This is a genomic window from Acidaminococcus sp., assembly GCA_022482815.1.
Classification (GTDB): domain Bacteria; phylum Bacillota; class Negativicutes; order Acidaminococcales; family Acidaminococcaceae; genus Acidaminococcus.
The window spans coordinates 1,608,289-1,630,836 of record JAKVOM010000001.1 but is presented as its reverse complement, the minus strand read 5'-3'; the positions used below and the strand labels follow the sequence as shown (position 1 = coordinate 1,630,836).

Genomic DNA, 22,548 nt, shown 5'->3' with positions numbered 1-22,548 from the left:
TAATACATACAATATTAAAATTGTATGTACAACAATTTCATGACGAGTGTATATCGGGTCACTCATGAGTATAGAAAGGACTTTTCCATGCCTGTCAATTCTTTTGACCACTACCCTCTCAGTTGGAAACCGGACAAGACAAAACTCACGGTTCCTTATTATAAATCGCTTTCCCTTGACCTCGAGGAGAAAATCCACAGCGGCGAGCTCAAAGCCGGAACAAAACTGCCGCCCCAGCGCGAAATCGCCGACTATCTGGATCTCAACTATACGACAATAACACGGGTTTACGATCTTTGCCGCAAGAAGGGCCTCATCTACGGCGTGACCGGCAAGGGAACGTTCGTCGCCGCGCATCCGGCAGAAGATGTGACAATAGCCGTTCCCGAAAGCCGGCAGGACACCATTGAAATGGGTTCCGTCAACGGCTTCAGCGAGTACAGTCTTCCTGTGGAAGAAGCGACACGTACCGTCATCGAACGCGGCTATCTGAGAAGCCTCTACGAGTATTCCTACCCGCTCGGGCATCCTCACCAGCTTGCTGCCGGTGCCCGCTGGATAGAGCAGCTCAAAGTATACAGCGACCCAACGCACATGGCCATCTGTGCAGGCGCCCAGAATGCGCTCACCGTCGCTTTGCTTTCGCTTTTTTCACCGGGTGATGAAATCGCCGTCGATCCCTATACGTATTCTAATTTTATCGAGCTCGCCCACATGTTCCATCTCGTCCTCGTCCCCATTCCCGGCGACAAGGAAGGGATGCGGCCCGATGCCCTGGAAAGAAGCTGCCGCCTGCACGCGCTCAAGGGGATCTATCTCATCCCGACCTGTGCAAATCCGACGACGATAACCATCTCTGAAGCGCGGCGAAAAGAGCTGGCCGCCGTCATCAAACGGCAGAAGCTGATACTCATCGAGGACGATATTTCCACCTGGCTCTTTGCGGCGTCCGGCCTGCCCGTTCTGCCCTCATTTCATGACCTTCTAAAAGGCGATTCTGTCTATATCTGCGGTATGACAAAAAGTTTGTGTCCGGGGCTGCGGATTGCCTTCATGTCCTTTCCGCCGGCACTCAAAGGAGCCATCAGCCACGGTATCTCCAATATCAACATCAAAACCTCCTCCCTTGATGCGGAAATCATCAGCGAGCTCATCTTAAACGGCAGTGCCTATGAAATTGCCCGCAAAAAGGCCGCGTGGGCCGTCGAAGCCAGCCGCCTTTTCACCGAGTTTTTCCCGGGGTTCGAAACAGCGCCCTGCTACTATCGCTGGCTTCCCATCGGTACGAACCGTCCCTTCCTCAAAACAGAAAAGGAGCTGCTTGACCGAGGTGTCAGGATCTATCATTCCGAACGCTTTGCCGTGACACGCGAAAACGGTGAAAAATATCTCCGTGTCGCCCTCTGCTCTGCCGGAAATGTGCACCGACTAAAGAAAGGACTGCAAATTTTGAAAGATTACCTGGAGGGGAGTATGGTTGAAAACTAGAAGTGGCTGGTGATTAGTGGGCAGTGGCTAGTACAATCTTGCGAGCATCAGCCTTGGCGGATTCTTGAATATAGATTACAGATAATAGTTAGATTTTCATTCAATGCAAAATATTTATGGTTTGCCTCCTATCGTTTGACCAGCGATCCGCGTCTGCATAGTACAGCCAGAAGTGCACATACAAAAATCTGCAGTTCACCAATCTGGACTGCAGATGTTTTTTATTCAGGCCAAATTGTCATGTCAATTTGACTTCCACGAGCGACTTGCGACAAGCGACCGGCGACCAGCGGTTTTTAAGGTTTTGGGTACGTCGACCAGCTCACAGACCTTTCTGACACAGTGATTGGGCTTGGATTCTGCAAGACACGGAATCGAGTTCCTTAATGTGAGCTCAGCCCCGGCGTTCGTGAGGCCAGCCGACGAACATAGGGGCTGAGGCGTCAACCTGAGGTAATCGTGACGCATTGACACTACAGAGGAAACCACACTTGATACCCCGACCAAACTTCGTGCCTCTGTATATTACTTAGCTCTGCCGAAACGTAATAACTAATTTCTGAAATTATGCTCTCGTTCTCGTGAGCAGTACTTTCTATATTTCAAAAGCAGTTTTCATTCTCGATTTTGTGGATTGCTGCAAGACGAGTCCAAGCACAAGGAAGAAAGGCCTGCAGCTGGGAGGCGTACGGTTTTGGGTACGTCGACCAGCTTGCAGACCTTTCTGACACAGTGATTGGGCTTGGATTCTGCAAGACACGGAATCGAGTTCCTTAATGTGAGCTCAGCCCCGGCGATGAGGAGGCCAGCCGACGAACATAGGGGCTGAGGCGTCACCCCAAAGTATTCGTGACGCAGGGAGAATGCATGGTGGTATGCCAGCCTTTATGCTTAAGCGTAATAGCTACATTTTCTGAATCTATCTTCTTATGAGTAGTAGTTTCTACGTTTTAAGAACAGCTTTCATTCTCGATTTTGTGGATTGCTGCAAGACGAGTCCAAGCACAAGGAAGAAAGGCCTGCAGCTGGGAGGCGTACGGTTTTGGGTACGTCGACCAGCTTGCAAACCTTTCTGACACAGTGATTGGGCTTGGATTCTGCAAGACACGGAATCGAGTTCCTTAATGTGAGCTCAGCCCCGGCGCTGAGGAGGCCAGCCGACGAACATAGGGGCTGAGGCGTCAACCCAAACTAACCGTGAAGCAGTCTGTCGTACGAAAAAAACGCCGTCGAAACCACCTCTCATAGGTTCAAGTTTCGACGGCGTAAAAGTTACATATTCAATTCTTCAAAACTCATGCATTCCAGTTCCTATCAATCCTCGCAGCCGCTTCCCTCTTAATATCTTCCGGATCGCGTTTTACACGGGCAATGCCCTGATCCATAGCAACTTTAGCTACCGCAGCAGCTACTTCCGGTACAATACGGCGGTCAAAGGCATCAGGAACCACATAATCCTCACGCAGGTCTTTGTCCTCAATCAAACCGGCAATGGCATGAACAGCAGCCACTTTCATTTCTTCCGTGATTGCGGAAGAACGAACGTCTAGTGCGCCGCGGAACATACCCGGGAAGACGCAGACGTTATTGACCTGGTTCGGTGCATCACTGCGGCCCGTACCTACGACAGCAGCACCGGCAGCTTTGGCATCCTCATAGGAAATTTCAGGGACCGGGTTAGCAATGGCAAAGACAATGGCTTTATCTGCCATGGAACGGATCATATCCTGCGTAATGGCACCGGGCTTGGAAACGCCGATGAGTACGTCAGCACCCTTTACAGCACCGGCCAGGTCGCCTTTGTACATTCCCTTATTGGTCACGCCGGCAAGATAGGTCTTGGCCATATCCATACTGCCAGGACGTCCTTCGTAGATTGCGCCTTTACTGTCGATCATAATCAAATCTTTGACACCGAGATGATACAACAGTTTGCCAATGGCAGAGCCGGCAGCACCGCAGCCGTTTACGACACACTTCACAGAAGTAATGTCCTTCTTGACATAGCGCAGGGCTCCCATCACGGCGGCGCAGGCAATAATAGCCGTACCATGCTGGTCATCGTGGAAAATAGGAATATGGCAGCGCTTAATCAGTTCAGCTTCAATCTGATAGCATTTCGGGGAAGAAATATCTTCCAGGTTGACGCCGCCGAAGGAAGGCTGCAGTTTTTCAACGATATTTACGAATTCGTCGGGATCTTTGGTATCAATGCAGATAGGAATAGAGTCAATGTCACCAAATTTCTTATACAGGACGGACTTGCCTTCCATGACAGGCATTGCCGCTTCCGGTCCGATATCTCCCATACCGAGGACACGGGTACCGTCGGTGATGACGGCGACTACATTGCCCCGCCAGGTGTATTCGAAGGACAGTTTCGGATCATCTTTAATTTTCAGGCACGGTGCGGCGACGCCGGGCGTATAAGCGATAGCCAGATCATGACCATCTTCCAGAGGTACTTTGCAGTGAGTTTCCAGCTTGCCGTGATTGGCGGCATGCATCTTTAAGGCCTCTTCATTTAATTTTTGAGTATCTGCCATTGTATTTCCTCCTCCATCCGCAGTCAAAGACTTTTATTTTTCGATTGTACAAACCTCAAAAGCAGGTTTCCTGCCTTTAAGCAGCGTCAGGATCCCATAAGTCGGGATCTTATTGCGGGGACGGGCAGCGCTGCCCGGATTAACTACCAGGATGCCGTCCGTTTCCATATTAACTGGCACGTGAATATGGCCAAAAATGACCACATCGGCCTTTTTCTCCTCGGCCCAGTAAATCAGCCGGTCAAAATGAGACCCATAGGCGTAGCGGTTGCCATGAACCATGGCAATTGTAAAGTCTTCCAATTTCGTGACTAGTTCTACCGGACCGCGGCCTTCATAGATATCGCAGTTTCCGCAGACCGTATACACAGGCACCCCGGCCTTTTCCTCGAGATATGGGGCATCCTGGCTGTAGTCCCCGGCATGAAACCAAAGGTCTACTTTACCGGCCGCCTCTACCACCCGGTCAATGGCTTTCATACTGCCATGCGTATCACTGATGACACCGATTCTCATCTTTTCTTTCTCCACTGATTGACCAGCTTCCGGATAGCTTTCGCGCGGTGGCTGATTCCATTCTTTTCTTCCATGGTCGCTTCGCCGAGCGGTTTGTGCAGTTCCGTTGACCAAAACAGCGGATCATAACCAAAGCCGTTCGTGCCGTGAGGCTCGTGAAGCAGAATACCTTCACAAATACCGGCCGATTCCGCCATAATCTTTCCTTCCGGCGTGGCCACGGCAAGGGCACAGAAGAAACGGCAGTTTCTTCTTACCTGCATTTTCATAGCATTGAGCAGTTTTTCATTATTTTCTTCCGCGGTTGCTTCTTCGCCGGCATAACGGGCGGAGCGAACCCCGGGGGCGCCTTTAAGGCTCAGGACTTCCAGACCGGAATCATCAGCGAGGCAAATCTTGTTCAGTGCCTTGGCATAATAGACAGCCTTCAGACGGGCATTGGCCGCAAACGTACGGCCTGTTTCTTCCGGTTCCTCGATATGAGGATAATCGTTCAAACATGTAAATGACAAACCCAGGGATTGCATCAGGGTCTTGAATTCTTCCATTTTTCCCTGATTGTGGGTAGCAATAACGACTTCCACTTCCTGCATGTTTCTATTCACCAACTTTCATAATCTATATTGTACCCCATTTATAGGGAATAAATCCAGTCATAAATCGTTGAAGGCTGATGGCAGGACAGGATAAAAATGCGCTTTTAGCATTCGGCCTTTAGCATTTAGCTCTGCTGTATAGAAAGAAAAGTGGACAGTGGGTAGTGAAAAAGTGGTTAGTACCGTCGTGCGGGCATCTGCATTGGCGGATTCTTGAGATAGGATACAAACAACAGCCAGTTTTCTGCTTACTCCAAATCGTCCTCGGTTTGCTCCTGTCAAGTAGACGACGGCATAAACAAAAAAAGCTGCCGCAAAAATTGCAGCAGCTCTTAGCTCTTCACTTAGCGGATATAATCTTTGATAACGCAGATCGGCGTCTTCTGGCTGGCATTCCCGAACGGATTGTCAATCAGGATCTTTTCTACGAGGCGAGGGTCAACGCCTTTCGTGCAGCCGATGACGCAGGACCGTTTCAGGTCATTGACGTCGGCAACGGTAGCTCCGAAGCAGCCGGTACCTTCTTTGATGGCCTGAGCCACACGGTTTGGATTTTTCGGTCCCAGCACGATATGTTTATCATACGGAGGCATCGTACCCGTAATATCATCTACCAGACGTGCCTGTTCGCCGCCCAGACGGTAGAACCAGCCCGGCTTGTGGAAGATTTTCATAACGGCACCCACGACGAAAGCAAAGAGAATGCGGGGAGTACCTTCTTCGTTGATCAGGGACTGCATCGCGCTCCAGTTGGAAATACTGCCCCAGCCAGGGAAGAGCTGAGAAAGTACCTTGGCGACAAAGCCGATTTTCAGCGTTTCAGGACGGATAGCACGATTCTGCGTGATAGCTACCACACTTTCTGCGACGCATACCACATCGCGCGGGCCAATCTTGTCGCCGCCAAATTCCTTGATAGCATCGACAATATTATCATGCACGGTCAGAATTCTTGTAGGAATCGGAAGAATTTCATACTTCTCAGCCATTGTAAGCACCTCCTACAAGTTTTGCGACCTCATCGCCATAAATCGTGACAAAAGCTTTTCTTACATAATGAGCCTTGCGGCCGACACCGGTAATATAAATGCAGGCGTCCATATCCACCATATGGCGGAGTACGTCCTGGATTCTCTTGCCGTTGCGTGCCATAAACGTCAGCGTAACGACAAGGGTCGCCACCGTATTCGGATTCATAATGTAAGCTTCGAAATAGTGGTCATCACGACGGGCATTGGATCTTTCCAGATTGCCCGTGCAATATGCGTTAGGAAATTGTTCCTGCGGCAGGTAGGGTCTCACGAACGCATCGGTCACGGCAGCAATCTGATTGCTCGTATTGCGTACAGGAACCGTGAAAGAAAATATTGCTTTTTCACTGTCCATCGATTCCAGCTGCAGCGGTGTCTTTTCCTCCACACAAACGTGCGTATTGTCGGTCGGCACCAGGAAAGCATATACGATTGTAACGATAGCTCCCAGCACACACAGCCCCAGAATCAGGTAAATAAAATTCAGCATGCCTCTTTGTTCCTCTCCTCTTCCATCAAATTTTGTAACTTCTGATAATACTTTTCACTGAGCCGCTCTACCTTGCCTTCCGGCGTAGTAAAGGCGTTGGTACTCCTGCCTTCGGCGAGTACCGCGTTGTCTGCCTTGCGGCGCAGCACATACGAAAAAACGACCTTCACTTTGCTGCACGACAGAAGCGTGGTTTCAATGATGATTTCATCATCAAAGCGGGCCGACTGGCGATAATGACAGGATACGTCCACTACCGGAAAGACGAACCCATCTTCCATCATTTTATTAAGATCGATTCCTCCATGACGCAGATAAGCGATTCTGCCCATTTCGAACCAATGGAAATAATTGGCATGATAAACCACACCCATCAGATCCGTTTCATAGAAGCGTACCCGCTCCGTCAATGTGACCATCTGAAATACTCCTTACGTATAGTTTGCAGCCTTCTCATTATAGCACGTTTCTAAAAAGAAAAAAGTCATTCATGAAAAAGACTGCAAAAGCAACTTTTATCTTTATCTGTACAATAATAATCCCCATAAAACGCAGCAGCGATTCATGGGGTCAATTCCAATATGGTACGCCTGGGCGGAATCGAACCGCCGCACACGGCTCCGGAGGCCGTTGCCCTATCCACTGGGCTACAGGCGTATTACTGAACGGATAGTATTATAGCATAAATGGAAGAAGTTCTCAAGAAAAATCGACTTCTTCCCGCCGTCCGCGGGTCGCCCATTGTACTAACCACTGCACACTATCCCACTAACCGTTCTGCCAAAGGCACGGCTAAATGCGAAATGCCAAATGAAAAAAGCGCCTTTTTATCTTTCTTCATTCCCCTTCTTTACTGCCTTCTCATAATGCCGACAAACCGGTCCATGGGAAGCAGTTTATAGAGCACCAGACAGATGACAAGGTTCGGTGCCAGATAGGTCAGATTGGTCACGAGAGAATAGACATAGACACTCGTTCCGGCCGGTGCGTACGAGCCAAAGAAAATGACACCCGAAAGAAAGTGACACAAAAGACGCACGGCCACGGCAAAAACCATACCAGTCAGTTTACGCTGCCTGAAATATCCTGTTAGTCCAAGTGCCATGAAGGGCAGCGGGTAATCGAGCAGCACCTGAATCGGATGCAGAATAAAGGGATGCATCATGAGGTTGATCATGCTGTAGGTAAAACCTGTAAACATCCCCACCTCCGGCCCGTAGGCGAAACCGATGAGCATCAGCGGCAGCATCCCGCCAAGGGTCACGCTGCCTCCGTTCGGCATCTGGTAAAAAGGGAAAGCCGTCAAAAGCACCGAGAGAGCCAGCATGATACCGGCACAAGCCATTTGATAAGGCGTGAGGCGGATTTTTCTCATTTTCAGGAGGGCGAGAAGCAAAAAGAGAACTGCCAGAATAGAAATGAGTGCCGTCGGATGGGCTGACAGTGCCGCCAGTCCCGCAAAAATTTTTTCCATTATAATTACTCCTCAAAAGCATCCCGCAGCCGTTTGATTTCTGCGGCATACCCGGACAGTTCATTCGGTGTTTCCAGGATAAACGGCAGATTTCTCAGGGCCGGGTGATTTGTGACACGGCTCAGTGCCGCGAATCCAATCTGCCCTTCCCCGATTTTTTCGTGTCTGTCCTTATGGGCACCCAGCACATTTTTACTGTCATTCAAATGCACCGCTTTGAGGCGCTTCAGGCCAATTACCTGGTCAAACTTGGTAAGCACTCCGTCAAGGTCATGCACAATATCGTAACCGCCGTCCCAGATATGGCACGTATCAAGGCAGACGCCGACCTTCTCCTGTACCTTAAGGCGGGACAGCAGTTCAGCGATTTCTTCAAAAGTACGCCCTACTTCCGTTCCCTTGCCGGCCATCGTTTCAAGCAGCAGAATCGTGGACTGTTCTTCCCACATCACCTGATTCAGACAGTCTGCGATGAACGCGATACCCGTCTCCGCTCCCTGCTGCAGATGATTGCCCGGATGCATGTTGTAATAATTTCCGGGTACCGCTTCCATTTTATGCAAATCATCCGCGATGGTCTCTCTGGCAAAAGTGCGCACCTCTTCCTTAGTAGAGCAAGCATTCAGCGTATAAGGCGCATGGGCCACGAGGGGCACAGGACTTGTCCAAAGCGTCTTAAACGCCTCCACGTCTTTGGGATCAATGGGTTTAGCCTTACTGCCGCGGGGATTGCGGGTAAAAAAGGCAAAAGTATCTGCACCGATGGACTGTGCGGTCTTGCCCATTGCCGCAAAGCCTTTGGAAGAAGATAAATGACATCCGATATGAAGCATATTAAAATTCCTTTCTACATGAGGATATAAATTTCGCACATTATTTTATTATACCAAACTCAATAGGAAGTGGACAGTACAATCGTGCAAGCAGCTACCTTCTTTAAGAGAATGGCAAATGACAATTTGAATGAGGGCATAAAAAAAGACTGCAAGGACTGGGTCCTTACAGTTCTTTTTTGAAATAGACGGTCACATGCTTTTTCCCAGGGAGCTGTTTTTCGCCTATTTCCGTAAAACCGAGATGGCGGTACATCGCTGCGAGCCAAGGATGGCTCTTGGCCGTGCCAAGGGTCACAGCAGGCACACGAAGCAGTTTTTTTAAAATTTCCGTTTCTACATAATGAAGGAGTTTTGTGGCGTTTCCTTGATGCGCCTTTTCAGGGTCTGTAATGAAGTGTCCAATATGGGGCACACCAAAGGGGCCTGGATGATGCCCCCAAGGCATACGCAGGGAAATGGCACTCACAAGCTTATGGTCCACAAAAAGGCCGAAGGTCGGCTCTTCCTGAAGCCATTGTGCCGCCTCTTCCCGCGTTTCATCCATAGCGTCAAAGGAAAGCTGATAAGGTCTGTCGGTTTCATAGCTTCGATGGAGTACATCAAAATAAGCGTCCCCATCTTCTTTATTTAAGAGGCGGTATTCGTCCATAGGGATGCCTCCTTTTTGGCTTCCATTTCCCCACAGGAAAGGCACTGAGGCGCCAGGAACCGGCTAAGAAACTGACGGGTTCTTTTTTCCTTTGGATGGGCAAGAACTTCCTGGGCACTTCCCCGTTCCACGATATAGCCATTTTCCATAAAGACGACTTGATCGGCCACTTCCCGCGCAAAGGCAATCTCGTGTGTCACAATGATCATGGTAATCTTAAGTTTTGAGGCAATCTTTCGAATCACGGAAAGTACTTCTCCCACGATTTCAGGATCCAGGGCGCTCGTCGGTTCATCAAACAAGATGACCTTGGGATTCATGGCAAGGGCGCGGGCAATGCCGACGCGCTGCTGCTGGCCGCCGGAAAGCTGGATGGGATAGGCGTTCAGGTATTCTTCCATGTCAACTTGTTTTAAGCAGGCGATAGCTTTTTCGCGAGCTTCTTTTTTAGCTATTTTCTGGACTGTCACAAGCCCTTCCATGACGTTTTGGAGAACAGTCATGTTGGAAAAAAGATTGTAGAGCTGAAAGACCATGGCCGTATTGCGGCGGACATGAAGGATTTCTTTTTTGCTGGCCCGCTTCATATCAATGATAGGTTCCTCATCGAGCTGAAGGGTTCCTTTATCGGCTGGACCCAAAAAGTTGATAGTTCTCAAGAAGGTCGTTTTCCCGCTCCCCGAAGGACCTATGATGACTGTCACACTGCCTGTTGGAACCTCAAGGCTGACATCTTTTAGGCCCGGCCGGTTTCCGTAGCTTTTTTCAACGTGTTCAACGCGGATCATGCTGGATTCCCCTTTCTAAACCGATTGCTTCTGACTTCCATCTTCCCAAAAAGACATTCAAATCCGATGCCCATAATCCAATAAAGGATGGCCACTGCTACATAGGCTTCAAAATAGCGCATACTGTCTTCGCTGAACAGTTTGGCCGCTCCAAAGAGCTCAACCACGGTGATGACAAAGACGATACTTGTACTTTTCATTGTCGAAAGAAACTGGTTGGCAAACATGGGCAGTGCCACCGTCACAGCTTGAGGAAAGATGACCCGGAAAAAGGCCTGAAACCCTGTCATCCCAATGGATTTAGCTGCCTCTTTCTGTCCTTCCGGGACCGACTCATAGGCTGCCCGGAAAATTTCCGTCAGATACGCTCCGGTATGGAGTGTGAGCCCCAAAACAGCTACTTGGAGAGCCGTCACTTTTTCCACAGGAAAATGGAATACCCCTTCCTGGTCCATGGCCATGACAAAAATGGGCAGTCCATAATAGACAAGATAGAGCAGGACCATATTCGGCAAGCTGCGGCAGATCAGGACATAAAGAGCGGATAGTTCCTTAAGGAAAGGGACCCGGCGGATTTCAAAAAAAGCACACAACAGGGCTAATAGGGCCCCTAGGCAAACACTGCTGACGGTCAGGCCCAAGGTCACTTTGAGATAAGGAAAAATATAGATAAGGCCTGAGACAATATAGGATGGATCAAAAAAGGCTGTACTATTCATGTTCTCCTTGTATCATATGAATAAGGACTTTACCTCCTTTTGGGGATAAAGTGCTACACTGTAAAAGATGCTGTGGATTGGTTAATGTCCTCCTACCGATAAACGGTTTTATGGAGATTCCGACCACAGCTCTTTGCAGCGATGTTAATAAGTTAGATACCGCCAGACGGTTTATATAGAACAAGGATACATGGCAAAGAGTTTGTGGACTCAGCATCATATCTTTATCTTTGAGGAGGTCTTTTTATGATCTACGTTGGAATTGATGTATCTAAGAGCAAACACGACTGCTGCATCCTTGATTCTGAGCATAAGGACGACTACGAGGAATTCACGATCCCCAATACCCGGAATGGTTATGACCACCTGCTAAAGCGAATTTTTTCCTACAATCAATCGGTAAAAAATATAAAAGCAGGGCTGGAGGCCACCGGAGAGTATAGTGTGAACATCACCAGATTCCTGTTGAACAATGGCCTAGCAACCTGCGTTCTCAATCCTCTGCTGACGGATCAATACAGAAAGAGTCATAGCCTTCGCAAAACTAAAACCGATCGCATTGACGCACACTTCATTGCTTGCATACTTATGTCCGATTTAGACCTCAAGCCCTACGTACCCCAAGAATACCACAATAAAGTCTTGAAGTCACTAACCAGGACTCGCTTTGGATGGGTTCATGAACGGTCTCTAAAAAAGCAAACCCTTACCCGTATAATTGATACTAGCTTTTCTGAACTTCCACAGTACATAAACCTGGATTCTGCTACCGCTCACGCTCTCCTTAAGGAGTATCCCACTCCCGAGAAAATGGCGAACGCAAATTTGAAACACATGAAAGAAATTATCTACAAAACATCCAAAGGCAGGTTAAGTATGGATCTGGCTGAGCAGATTCGTAACGCTGCAAGGCATTCCGTAGGTCTGGGCAAAAGCGATATATCTACTGAAATTAATGTAGTGGAAACAATACACGATATTGAGGTAAAAAACGAACAAATTCAAAAAGTTGAGTCCAGAATTAAAAAACTGTTAGAGGAACGTAAAGAACCGTTACTTACAATCCCTGGGATTAGTATTGCTACAGGGTCCGCAATTTTAGGAGAAATTGGGGATTTCTCCAGATTTTCCTCCCCCGACAAGATACTGGCCTATGCCGGATTTGCGCCCTCTAAGAACCAGTCAGGCCGGCGGAGTGGAATAGGACCGAGTGCCCATATGGAGAAAAGAGGATCACGATATCTACGTCATGCTCTCTTCAATGCGGCAAGATTCGTCTGCCAAAATGAACCAGCTTACAAAGAATATTTGGCAAAGAAATTAAGCGAAGGAAAACATTTCTATATAGCAATCTCTCACGTAGTTAAAAAGTTAGTACGTCTAATCTATGCACTTCAAACGAGAGGAATCCCATACAAAACACCTGCTCAATTAATGCTTCAAAGGCAGATAAATACTGGCTCCGATTCACAGGATTTTGCACTTGACATATGATAGTTAGTCTCCTATCACTGCCAAGGCGTCTTCCGAAATCCGAAAATGACGTTCAAGGGCCCGTCCCATCAAGGTAATGGCAAAGATCATCGCACCATAGAGAATGGCTACATCCACGTAAAGTTCCAGATACCGCTGGGAATTACCGCCCATGAGTTCAGCTTGACGCATGACATCTACAATGCCTACATTAAAAATCAAGGCAGTACCCTTAAGAGTACTGATAACTTCATTCACAAGGGGCGGAATGGAAAGCACAAAAGCCTGGGGAAGAACAATGCGCCGATAAATCTGGGCATTGGTCATACCCAAACTGGCAGCCGCTTCTTTTTCCCCCGGTTGGATGGCCGCCAGGCTCCCACGCAGGATTTCCGCTCCATAGCCGGCAACATGGAGGGCAAAAATTACCAAAACAAAAAGCAGGGGCGGCAGATTGGACACATCCACTCCCACACCGGCAAGGAGCTGAGGAACGCCAAAATAGACTACAAAAAGCTGGACGATAAAGGGCGTACTGCGAATAAAGGAAATAAAGACCCGATAGCAGCCGCTCACGATTCGCGATCCCTGATCCTTCAATACTGCCAGAAGTGCTGCCAAAATGAGTCCTGGAACAACGGATAGGAGCGTCACAAAGAGCGTTACGGAAAGGTATCCTGCCAATTTGGGCAGCGAGGCAAGCATATAGGCTGAACTGAAATAACTTCCCATTTTTGTTTCACTCCTTTCCTTATTTCTTTATTTTGGTTGAACGGTATAGTCCTTGCCAAGGTACTGCTCCGAGAGCTTTTTCAAGGTGCCATCTGCCTGCATTTCCTTTAGCACCTTATCAATCTTTTGGATGGCCGTTTCAAGCTTCGGATCCTTGCGAAACATGAAGTAGGTCGGAACGGACTGGATGACAGGGCCAACAGAGACAACCGGGAGATTCTTGTCCTTTCGGGCCGCATCCACGACATATTCATATTCTCCGGCAGCATCTGCCCTTCCCGTCGCTACGAGATTCAGGTTTTCGGCTGATCCCTTATCGCTGTAAATGGCTTCAATGGCATTGCCATTTTTCTTGTTAAGGTCGTTAATGAGATCACGGAACTCAGAATTTGCCGTGATGGCCACTTTCTTTCCTTTAAGGTCATCGAGGGTCTTGATGTCCGTGCGGCCTTCCTTGACAACGAGTTTCCGAGCCGTATAGTTATTGGGGACATTCGTATAAAGGTACTTTCCTTCCCGAGCCGGATTGCGCCGCATCTGATTAGCGATGACATCGACTTGTTTGGAGTTCATGGCAACAATGGCGGCGTCGACAGCCATGGCCTTAAATTCAAATTGCAGGCTTGGATCGCGGCGTTCCACTTCCTTAAGGATTTCCACATCATAACCGGTGAGGTTTCCCTTATCATCCGTATAGGTGAACGGCTTTGCCGTTCCACGGGTAGCTACCACAATCTTTTGGGCCTCCTTTTGAGGGACACTCCCTTCCTTTTTATCACTTCCGCAGCCAGCCAATGCGCCTGCAGCAGCGATGATGGTCAAGGCAGCAATCCACTTTTTTACTCGATTTGTATTCATGATACTTCCTCTCCTTATTCCACACTCAGGAGCGGCCAGAGGGGCTCCATGGTCCCATTAGGCCAATTCCTCGTTTGGTTCATAATGGCGTTAGCCCACTTTTCATCCTTTGATAGGGCCAATTTTTCAAATAATTCTTCCTCAGTAAAGGGCCGGTTGGGCGATCCTGGCGGCGCTGATTCTTCCGCAGTGATAACCTCTCCCGATTTTGTCCGGGCCGTTACAACAATCCTGCGCACACTCTTTGGGACACGCGGCAGGTCACGGCTCCGTATCATTCGGGGTAAGGTTTTTGTGAAGGCTTCCGGTACCTTTTCTAAATCAAAGAATCCGTCTTCTACGCACCCTTGGGTTAAAACTTGATAAGCCACGTATTCCATGGAAAACTTTCCTTCCGTCCCCGTCTCAGGTGCTTCATAGCGAAGCGCTTTATCCGCGCCAGGCGGAAAGTGAAAGACGATTTCCTGCAAGTCATCCAGCCGGATGCCTTGCTGCCATAGCTTCTTACAGGCGGCTTCTCCGCAAATGGCGGCACTGCAGTAAGGATGTGTCTTCATCCATAATCCGGGATCGAGGAGCTGCCCTTTTTTGAGCCAGGCCGACTCAAAAAATTCAGCACTTGCCGTCGGTGCCGAAAATGTCTTCAGCCACCCCGTTTGGGGATTGAAAGGTGTTTCCCTGGCAGAAAGTCCGACAGTTGTCACAAGGTCATAAGCAAAGACCGCATTTCTTGCGGCAAAGCCTGAATGAAGCGGTTTGCCGTCACTGCCTGCCTGAAGACCCAGACCTCCGGACTGGCTGGCGCAGAGGGATAAGAGCTGCGCTGTTTCATGAAGGTCAAGATCAGCCCATTTGGCAAGGGCACAGGCCCCGCCCAGAGGGCCCAAGGTCCCTGTGGAATGCCAGCCCTGCCATTTATGTTCGGGATTGACAAGACTCCCCAAAAGACCTTCCAATTCAGCACCCACAACATAAGCGGTTAAGAACGCTTTGACGGGCTGCTGCGGCGCTATGACGGAAAGGAGTACGGAAAAAAGAACGGTACTGAAATGGCCGGCAATGTTTGACTGGGCATCATCAAGATCAAGGTAATGGGAAGCAAATCCGTTATAGAATGCTGCAAAGATGGGGTGACTGGTTCCCTTCTGCCCCACCATAAGACCTTTTCCGGGGAACCCTTGGGCCCAGTGCGCCGCAGCTTTTACTTTTTGCCGCCCCGCCGCCCGATAAAGGGAAGCAAGGTAGTCCAAAAAAGCTCTTTTTGCTTCCAGCAAAAGATCTTCCCGATGGGTCAGGTCCGTTTCCTTGATGAGTCGGACAATAGTTTCCGTAATTTCATCCATGGTTTCCTCTCCTGCAGCTTTTACTTGGCGAATTTGGCCGCCCGGTCATTGGGTTCTTCCCAAATTGACATATCCGGTCCCTTAGGAACAATGCGCGGAAAATCTTCAAAAGGCGTGTGGTCTACATAATAAAAGCGCTTGCGCATGGAATCAAAATCCGTAGTCTTTCCAAAGGCCGGAATGGAATAAAGATCCTTTGCATAGTTCCAAAGATTGGGGTAATCCACGAGCCGTTTTTTGTTCACATAATATTTTTGATAGAACACAAGATCGAAACGGGCAAGTGTAACATAAAGACGGATATCAGAATCGGTAATGGTATCTCCAAACAGATAGCGCCGCGTACTGAGCCGTTTTTCCAACCAGTCCAGACGGTCAAAGACTTTATTGTAATAGAATTCATAATCCTTCTGGCTTGTAACAAGAGCTGCCAGATTTACTGCAAGATTGACGTCGGCATAAATGATGTCATTGAGGGCATCAATATCGTCACGGAGGGCTTCTGGATAGAGATCCGGTGCGTCGGGACGAAAGAATTTTTTCCAAGCCGTTTCCAGTTCCGTCGTCAAATCGTGATAGTCGTTATTGACAACAGCGCCCGTTGTAATATCAACAATGGCAGGAACGGTACTGCGCTGATCATAATGAGGGTTGCCTTTACGATAGCATTCCCCCAGGGAGTGGACCTTCAAAACAGGGTCAACCCCATCGGGGTCAAGGGTAAAGAACCAATCCCCAACGACACCAGCAGGACGCAGCGGATCGACAACCCCTTTGGAAATCACGTGATCCAGACCCAAAAGATCGATAGCAATGGCAATCCTGTGAGCCCACGGACAATGGCGGGACCAAATCAACCGATAACGTCCGGCTTCCACGGGAAGAAAACCCGGTCCTTCACCAAAGGGCGTTGTAAACTGCGGCTCCTCGTCGTCAGCATATTTTTGACGGCGATTGAAGTTGGAATGGTCCTGTCCTTCATATTCCTTTTGAACCGTATGGGCACGGGGATTACTGGAATGAAACTCGGAAAAATCAATGGGGCAAGGGTTCATGGCTTTCTTGACCGTTACCTTTTTCCATTCCGCTGCAATTTCAGGATCTTTTGCAAAACTCATCTTGTTCACTCCTTTTAATTCCTATAATTTTTCTATGATTTAAGTTTATGTCCTATATCATAGCACTTTAGTATAATTTGTCAATCAAAAATTTTCATAAATAATATCGTTATTATTAAAGCGCCTTTAGCATCTGGCGTATGGCATTTAGTCCTGTATTCGGCAGAGCGGTATAAAGTAATAAAAAACAGGAGCTGTGAAGAAAATACGCATCGTAAATTCCTCACAACTCCTGTTATTTATTTTCTGTGACGCGACCTGCGTCTCTTATTCCACAAACCCTTTCAGCGTCTGCAAAAGCTGCGCTTTATCGATTGGCTTTGTCACCTGACCGTTCATGCCGCTTTCAATTGCCTTGGCCACATCTTCGGAGAGTACGTTTTCCGTCATGGCAAGGATTGGAATCTTCTTGGCATCAGCGTGGTCGGAAAGACGAATCAGCCTCGTCGCTTCGCAGCCATCGACGTTCGGCATATCCAGATCCATCAGGATAGCACTATAATAGCCAGCTGGTTTGCTGCCAAATTTCTCACAGGCTTCTTTGCCGTCGTTTGCGCGGTCCAGGATAAAGCCTGTCGAATCCAGCAGTTTTTCGATGACCTGTGCACTCAGGTCATTATCTTCAGCCACGAGCAGGCGCTTGCCGCTCGTAAAATCTTTTCCGCCTGCGGCACCGCTCTTTTTCTTCTGTCTGCCAAAAGGCAGTTCCACGAGGAAGCGAATTCCTTTGCCCTCATTGTTGTCAGCCTTAATCAGGCCGCCGAGCACATGGACAAGGTTGTGCGTAACCATGAGGCCCAGTCCGCCGTGAACAGAAGATTTTTCGAACTGCGAAGCCATTTCAAAGGGCAGGAACACCTTGTTGAGCATATCTTCCGGAATCGCTTTTCCATCGCATTCCACAGCAATCTCCAGAATGGTTTTCCGTCCCTTTTGATCTTTATGGCGCAGGGTGCAGCCCACACGAGAGCCTTTCTCAGTGAAAAGCATCGCATTGGAAAGCAGATTCATCATGACCTGTTCGAAGCGAAGCCGGTCACCGATGAGCGTCAGATGCTCAGCCTCTTCCGTCTTAAACTCAAAGGTAATGCCGCGGCTCTGTGCTTCCTGACTAAAGAGAGAACGCAGTCGTTCCAGTACAGTATCCAGTTCAAACGGTTCTTTCTGCAGGGCCAGTGTGCCATTTTCCATAGCGGAAAGATCAATGACATCCCCAAGGACATTCAGCAGATAGCGAACCTGTTCCTGGCAGTCCCGGACATAACCCTTGCGCTGGTCAACATTTTCTTCTTCACCGGCCAGGGTCAGATAGCCCATAATGGAATTCAAGGCTTCCTTCGTATCGCGGCTGATGCGGGCCATAAACTGGCCCTTGGCTTCCGCGTCATCGCGGGCCTGACTCATTGCCACACTCAGCTGTGCGCGCCGTTCCATTTCCTGGCTCTTTTGATCATCAATGCGGTGTTCCAGGAGAAGGAAATTCCGGTTGTGGGTCTTGTCCTTGCGGACACCCTGCACGAGGAAAGACATCCATTGATAGTTTCCATCCTTGCCCTTAATGCGGGCGGAGAATTCGAACATACCGCATGTCTTCATCGCTTTTTCAAATTCGACGCGCAGGTTTTCCGGAGAATAGCGCACCAGATCGCCGGGATGAAACTCGCCCAGAAGATCTGCAACAGAGCCGAATTTACGCTGTTCTACCAGCACCTTTGTCCCATCACAGAAAAAGCGGGACGTCGTCTGGTGTTTCCAGTCCACTTCCTGGACGGACTCATAGGCAGTGCACAGATAAGAAATCAATTTGGAAATACGGTACTTGATACCGCGTTCACGCCGCATCTGCCTGGTACGGAAAGAATACAGTATCAGCAGAATCAGCACACAGATAACGAGAGCACAGATCAGTATGACTGCATAATTCCAGAGACCGATTTTCCCTGCATCCGTGGCCGCGTACGCCGTAAAGCCGCGGTACCAATTTTGAATTGTACTCATGGTTTCGTGCCTCCCCGTTTATTCCTTGCCAGCCTTGAGCTGTTCCCGCAGATATGCTTCGGCCGCCTCCAGCTGGTTCTTTCCCTGTTCGTCCTTTGCTTCCACGACTTCATCCGGCTCAATACCCACCTTATGGATACTGCGTCCGCTCGGTGTGTAATACTTCGCTATCGTCAGCTTTACAGCCGTATTCGGAGAAAGCATAAAGACATTCTGGACTACTCCTTTACCAAACGTCTTCGTTCCGAACAAGCGGCCGGCTTTCGTATCCTGGATGGCTCCGGACACAATTTCGGAAGCGCTCGCCGTCCCGTGGTTCACCAGCACGGCAAGCGGATACTTGACCGCTTCAAGGTCCGAGGTCTCCACTTCGGTATGACCGTTACGGTCCTTCAGCGAAACAATCGGGCCTTTCGGCACAAGGTGACGTGCCACATCGACTCCGCTTTCGAGGAGTCCGCCGGGATTATCCCTAAGGTCGAGGACAAGCGCCTGCATTCCCTGGTCTTCCAGTTTCTTCAGCTCGCTTTCAAAGTCCTTTGCCGTATCCGCGTTAAAGTTGGTGATGCGGATATAACCAATGTGGTCGTCCTCCATCTTTCCGTAGACGCTCCGAATCTTGATCTCGGAACGCGTAATTGTCGTTTCCTTCTCATCATCGCCGCGTTTATAGGTCACGCGAACGGTCGTACCGTCGGCCCCACGCAGCAGTTTTACAACATCGGTCAGCGTCATCCCGGCAAGATCCGTATCATCGACGCGGGTAATGATATCACCTGCTTTGATTCCGGCACGGTACGCCGGGGTATCTTCAATCGGGGATACAACGATAAATTGCTGATCTTTCATACCCATGACGAGCCCTACCCCGCCAAAATGACCTTCCGTCATATTGGACAGCGCTTCAAAGTCTTTGCTGTCCAGGTACTCCGAATATGGGTCATTCAATTCCTTGACCATACCGCGGATAGCACCGGCGTAAAGATCATCCGAATTACTTTCATCCACATAATAAGACTGAATCAAGTGCAGCGTCCGGCCGAGCTGAACAAAGCCGACAGGAGAACTCACCCAGCGGGTGAGCAAAAAGTAAGCTGCCGCGCCAAAGGCGGCGAAAGAAAGGACGAAGGTCAGGATGAGCGCGCCTATGCCAAATCTTTTTTTGCCCATAGACACCCCTTCTTTTTATGGTAAATAATCCAGAGGCTGGACCACTTCACCGTGGACACGCACCTCAAAATGACAGTGCGGACCCGTCGAGTTGCCCGTACTGCCGGCCAGGGCAATAGTCTGCCCCTTCGCGACATTTTCGCCTACGCCTACCGTAAGCGACGAATTATGTCCGTAAAGTGTAACCAGCCCGCCGCCGTGATCGATCATGACAGCGTAGCCGTAACCGCCCATCCAGCCGGCATAAATGACCGTACCGGAATCTGCGGCAGATACGGGGTCACCATAGTCGGCACCAATATCAATGCCGGCATGGAAAATAGACGAATGCCAGATTGGATGGATACGCCAGCCAAAAGGAGACGTAATCTCGCCGTAAACCGGCCAGCTGAATTGACCCGTGCCGTGACCATGCGCGGCCATGCGGCCTGCTTCTTCCATCTGTTTGATCATGGCCGTAATCTGACGGCTGTTTTCCTGCAGCTCTTCATATTCGGCATCCAGGCGCGCCTTATCAGCCATCGCCTGTTCATACAGTGCCTGCTGTTCCTGCTGTTTTTGCGCTACAAGTTCCTGCTTTGCCACGACCTGCTCGTGGTTCGCATCGAGCTGTCTCTTATTTTCTTCGAGTTCAGCCTGTCTTGCCTGCAGTTCTTCTTTTTGCTTTGTCAGCGTATCAATGAGGCGTGTATCCTGACGAATGATTCGCTGCAGCAGATACATACGGGAGGCAAAATCGCTGAAATCCACAGACCCCAGCAGCACGTCCAGATAATTGACCTGACCATTTTCATAAATATCGCGCAGTCTCTTTTTGTAGATTTCGCGCGTATTATCAAATTCTTTCTGTTTAATGGAAAGTGCCCGTTCGTTGCCGCGAATCTTTGCTTCCAATACTTCCTGCTGCGCTTCGACAACCGCCAGCTCACGCTGGGCCTCGGCTAGCTGTCTGCGGGCTTCCATCAATGCTTCCACGGCATTATTGATACGGCGCTGGTTGGATTCCCGTTCGGCATCCTTACTGTCCATCTGGCGCTGTACTTCTTCGAGTTCCGCTTTTTTATCTTCGATGGTTTCAGCCCAGGTCACCGGCGAGGCAAAATTTACCATCAGGAGGAGTGCACAAAGCACAGCTGCTTCTTTCTTCATCCAAGCGCCTCCTTATACATCCAGGAATTTCCGCAGCGAAATAGCACTGCCTGCGGCGCCGATAAACGTACCGACGAGAACCAGGCATGCACAGAGATACCCCATGAAAGGCCAGAGCGGCAGGAGCGGGAAAAATGCCAGTGTGGCATAAATCTTAGCCTGTACGGTCTCATAAATCTCATAAAGGGCTGCCGACGCAATGAGTGCCCCGATAAATCCCATAATCATCCCTTCCAGAAGGAACGGCCAGCGGATAAACCAGTTCGTTGCGCCGACAAATTTCATGATACTGACTTCCCTGCGCCGTGCAAAGACGGTAATCCGAATGGTATTGGAGATGATAAAGAGCGTGGCAATGGCCAGCATCACAATAAGTAAAATGCCGCCCAGGCGCAAAATTCGTGTCAACTGGAATATGTGTTTCACCACTTCCTGACCGAATTTTGCCGTTTCTACACCGGGCATATTTTCGATTTCAGGTACAATCTGCTGAATCCTTTCCGGCTTATCGACCTTTACCTCAAAGGAATAAGGGAACGGGTTTTCCTCACCCAGGGCATCAAGCAGTTTCTGCTGTTCTCGCAGACGCTCCTTGAATTTCTTGAGTGCCTGCTCCTTGGTTACAGCCTTGACTTCCATAACACCCTGTGTCAGTTTCAGCTTTTGCTCCACCTGCCTGCGCTGTGCCGCATTCGCCGAATCTTCCATATATACCGTTACCTGTACCTGGTTTTCCAGATACCGGGCAATGTTATTGACGTTCAGCACCATGACAAGGAAGAGTCCCAGCACGAGGATAGAAAGCGCGACCGTCGAGATGGAAGCAATACTCATCAGGGAATTGCGTTTGATGGATTTAAAAGTTTCTTTTAAGTAATACCACTTTGTACTAAATCTCATACCCGTAAACTCCCTTGATCTCGTCCCGGACAACGCGGCCGTCCTCTATGGCAATGACACGTTTCTGCATGTAGTCAACCATCGTCTTGTCATGGGTGGCCATGATAATGGTCGTCCCGCGGCGATTGATTTCCGTAAAGATATTCATGATTTCCATACTGGTCTCCGGGTCCAGGTTGCCCGTTGGTTCGTCGGCAATCACAAGCAGCGGATCATTGACAATCGCTCTTGCAATGGCAACGCGCTGCTGCTCGCCGCCGCTCATTTCCCCGGGATAGTCATCCGCACGGTCGTCCAGCCCGACGAGATCCAGTACTTCATGAACGCGTTCCTTGATTTTACGGGAAGGTGTTTCAATGACCTGCATGGCAAAAGCCACATTTTCAAATACCGTGCGGTCATTGAGCAGCCGGTAATCCTGGAATACAATGCCCAGCTGACGCCGCAGATAAGGAATCTCGCTGGAACGAAGTTTCATGACATCGACTCCGTCGACCAGGACCTGGCCGCTCGTCAGTTCGATTTCCCGGGATATGGCCTTGATAAATGTCGATTTGCCGGCACCGCTCGGGCCTACGAGGAACACAAATTCCCCCGGCTTGATATGCACGCATACATCCTGGAGGGCCGTAGCCCCGCCGGGATAAGATTTACAGGCATGATTCATGACCAGC

22 protein-coding genes and 1 tRNA gene are annotated in these 22,548 nt (G+C 49.3%); 2 read left to right on the top strand and 21 right to left on the bottom strand.

The features are described from left to right. Positions 1-87 precede the first annotated feature (87 nt). Complete coding sequence (locus tag LKE33_07200; GenBank protein MCH3950702.1) at positions 88-1,488, top strand: PLP-dependent aminotransferase family protein; 1,401 nt, start codon at positions 88-90, stop codon at positions 1,486-1,488. A gap of 1,295 nt (positions 1,489-2,783) precedes the next feature. Here the strand turns inward: LKE33_07200 and LKE33_07195 are convergent. The 12 genes from LKE33_07195 to LKE33_07140 all read right to left on the bottom strand — a co-directional run bounded on the left by LKE33_07195 (position 2,784) and on the right by LKE33_07140 (position 11,133). Continuing rightward, the gene (locus LKE33_07195; protein MCH3950701.1) at positions 2,784-4,034 is read right to left on the bottom strand and encodes an NADP-dependent malic enzyme; all 1,251 of its coding nucleotides are present in this window, start codon (positions 4,032-4,034) and stop codon (positions 2,784-2,786) included. Between the two features lie 33 nt (positions 4,035-4,067). Further along, the gene (locus LKE33_07190) at positions 4,068-4,550 is read right to left on the bottom strand and encodes a metallophosphoesterase (GenBank protein ID MCH3950700.1); all 483 of its coding nucleotides are present in this window, start codon (positions 4,548-4,550) and stop codon (positions 4,068-4,070) included. After that, a complete protein-coding gene (gene rdgB, locus LKE33_07185; protein MCH3950699.1) occupies positions 4,547-5,143 on the bottom strand; it encodes an RdgB/HAM1 family non-canonical purine NTP pyrophosphatase in 597 nt (198 codons plus the stop codon). Before rdgB ends, LKE33_07190 begins: the two co-directional genes overlap by 4 nt. 347 nt (positions 5,144-5,490) lie before the next feature. Then, on the bottom strand, positions 5,491-6,135 hold the full coding sequence (locus LKE33_07180) for a coenzyme F420-0:L-glutamate ligase (GenBank protein MCH3950698.1): 645 nt from the start codon (positions 6,133-6,135) through the stop codon (positions 5,491-5,493). Further along, a complete protein-coding gene (locus tag LKE33_07175) occupies positions 6,128-6,667 on the bottom strand; it encodes a hypothetical protein (GenBank protein ID MCH3950697.1) in 540 nt (179 codons plus the stop codon). Before LKE33_07175 ends, LKE33_07180 begins: the two co-directional genes overlap by 8 nt. Further along, positions 6,661-7,086 carry an acyl-CoA thioesterase gene (locus LKE33_07170; protein MCH3950696.1) on the bottom strand — a complete coding sequence of 142 codons (426 nt, stop codon included), beginning with the start codon at positions 7,084-7,086 and terminating at the stop codon, positions 6,661-6,663. Before LKE33_07170 ends, LKE33_07175 begins: the two co-directional genes overlap by 7 nt. Positions 7,087-7,249: 163 nt before the next feature. Next, positions 7,250-7,324, bottom strand: a tRNA-Arg gene (locus tag LKE33_07165). A gap of 193 nt (positions 7,325-7,517) precedes the next feature. After that, entirely contained in the window at positions 7,518-8,141 is a 624-nt protein-coding gene (gene thiT, locus LKE33_07160) for an energy-coupled thiamine transporter ThiT (GenBank protein MCH3950695.1), read from the bottom strand. A 5-nt stretch (positions 8,142-8,146) separates the two neighbouring features. Continuing rightward, entirely contained in the window at positions 8,147-8,974 is an 828-nt protein-coding gene (locus LKE33_07155; GenBank protein ID MCH3950694.1) for a deoxyribonuclease IV, read from the bottom strand. A gap of 166 nt (positions 8,975-9,140) precedes the next feature. Then, on the bottom strand, positions 9,141-9,626 hold the full coding sequence (locus tag LKE33_07150) for a GNAT family N-acetyltransferase (protein ID MCH3950693.1): 486 nt from the start codon (positions 9,624-9,626) through the stop codon (positions 9,141-9,143). After that, on the bottom strand, positions 9,605-10,414 hold the full coding sequence (locus LKE33_07145) for an amino acid ABC transporter ATP-binding protein (protein MCH3950692.1): 810 nt from the start codon (positions 10,412-10,414) through the stop codon (positions 9,605-9,607). The genes LKE33_07150 and LKE33_07145 overlap by 22 nt, the downstream gene beginning before the upstream one ends. Further along, positions 10,411-11,133 (bottom strand): amino acid ABC transporter permease, encoded by a 723-nt coding sequence (locus LKE33_07140; protein ID MCH3950691.1) that lies wholly within the window; start codon positions 11,131-11,133, stop codon positions 10,411-10,413. Before LKE33_07140 ends, LKE33_07145 begins: the two co-directional genes overlap by 4 nt. Positions 11,134-11,379: 246 nt before the next feature. Between LKE33_07140 and LKE33_07135 the strand changes: the two genes are divergently transcribed. Beyond that, complete coding sequence (locus LKE33_07135) at positions 11,380-12,627, top strand: IS110 family transposase (protein MCH3950690.1); 1,248 nt, start codon at positions 11,380-11,382, stop codon at positions 12,625-12,627. Between the two features lie 3 nt (positions 12,628-12,630). Here LKE33_07135 and LKE33_07130 read toward each other — a convergent pair whose 3' ends face one another. The 9 genes from LKE33_07130 to ftsE form a co-directional block, all read right to left on the bottom strand. After that, entirely contained in the window at positions 12,631-13,338 is a 708-nt protein-coding gene (locus LKE33_07130) for an amino acid ABC transporter permease (GenBank protein ID MCH3950689.1), read from the bottom strand. Between the two features lie 27 nt (positions 13,339-13,365). Continuing rightward, the gene (locus tag LKE33_07125; GenBank protein MCH3950688.1) at positions 13,366-14,196 is read right to left on the bottom strand and encodes a transporter substrate-binding domain-containing protein; all 831 of its coding nucleotides are present in this window, start codon (positions 14,194-14,196) and stop codon (positions 13,366-13,368) included. A 14-nt stretch (positions 14,197-14,210) separates the two neighbouring features. After that, positions 14,211-15,539, bottom strand: coding sequence for an MmgE/PrpD family protein (locus LKE33_07120; GenBank protein ID MCH3950687.1), 1,329 nt, complete (start codon positions 15,537-15,539; stop codon positions 14,211-14,213). 20 nt (positions 15,540-15,559) lie between these two features. After that, complete coding sequence (locus LKE33_07115) at positions 15,560-16,657, bottom strand: glutathione S-transferase C-terminal domain-containing protein (protein ID MCH3950686.1); 1,098 nt, start codon at positions 16,655-16,657, stop codon at positions 15,560-15,562. Positions 16,658-16,924: 267 nt separating this feature from the next. Continuing rightward, positions 16,925-18,655: a response regulator gene (locus LKE33_07110; protein MCH3950685.1), complete on the bottom strand. Its 1,731-nt coding sequence runs from the start codon at positions 18,653-18,655 to the stop codon at positions 16,925-16,927. 18 nt (positions 18,656-18,673) lie between these two features. Beyond that, a complete protein-coding gene (locus LKE33_07105; GenBank protein ID MCH3950684.1) occupies positions 18,674-19,825 on the bottom strand; it encodes a S41 family peptidase in 1,152 nt (383 codons plus the stop codon). 15 nt (positions 19,826-19,840) lie between these two features. Then, a complete protein-coding gene (locus LKE33_07100) occupies positions 19,841-20,974 on the bottom strand; it encodes a peptidoglycan DD-metalloendopeptidase family protein (protein ID MCH3950683.1) in 1,134 nt (377 codons plus the stop codon). A 12-nt stretch (positions 20,975-20,986) separates the two neighbouring features. Beyond that, positions 20,987-21,874, bottom strand: a complete 888-nt coding sequence (gene ftsX, locus LKE33_07095; GenBank protein MCH3950682.1) for a permease-like cell division protein FtsX — start codon at positions 21,872-21,874, stop codon at positions 20,987-20,989. After that, complete coding sequence (ftsE, locus tag LKE33_07090; protein MCH3950681.1) at positions 21,864-22,541, bottom strand: cell division ATP-binding protein FtsE; 678 nt, start codon at positions 22,539-22,541, stop codon at positions 21,864-21,866. The genes ftsX and ftsE overlap by 11 nt, the downstream gene beginning before the upstream one ends. Between the last annotated feature and the right edge of the window lie 7 nt (positions 22,542-22,548).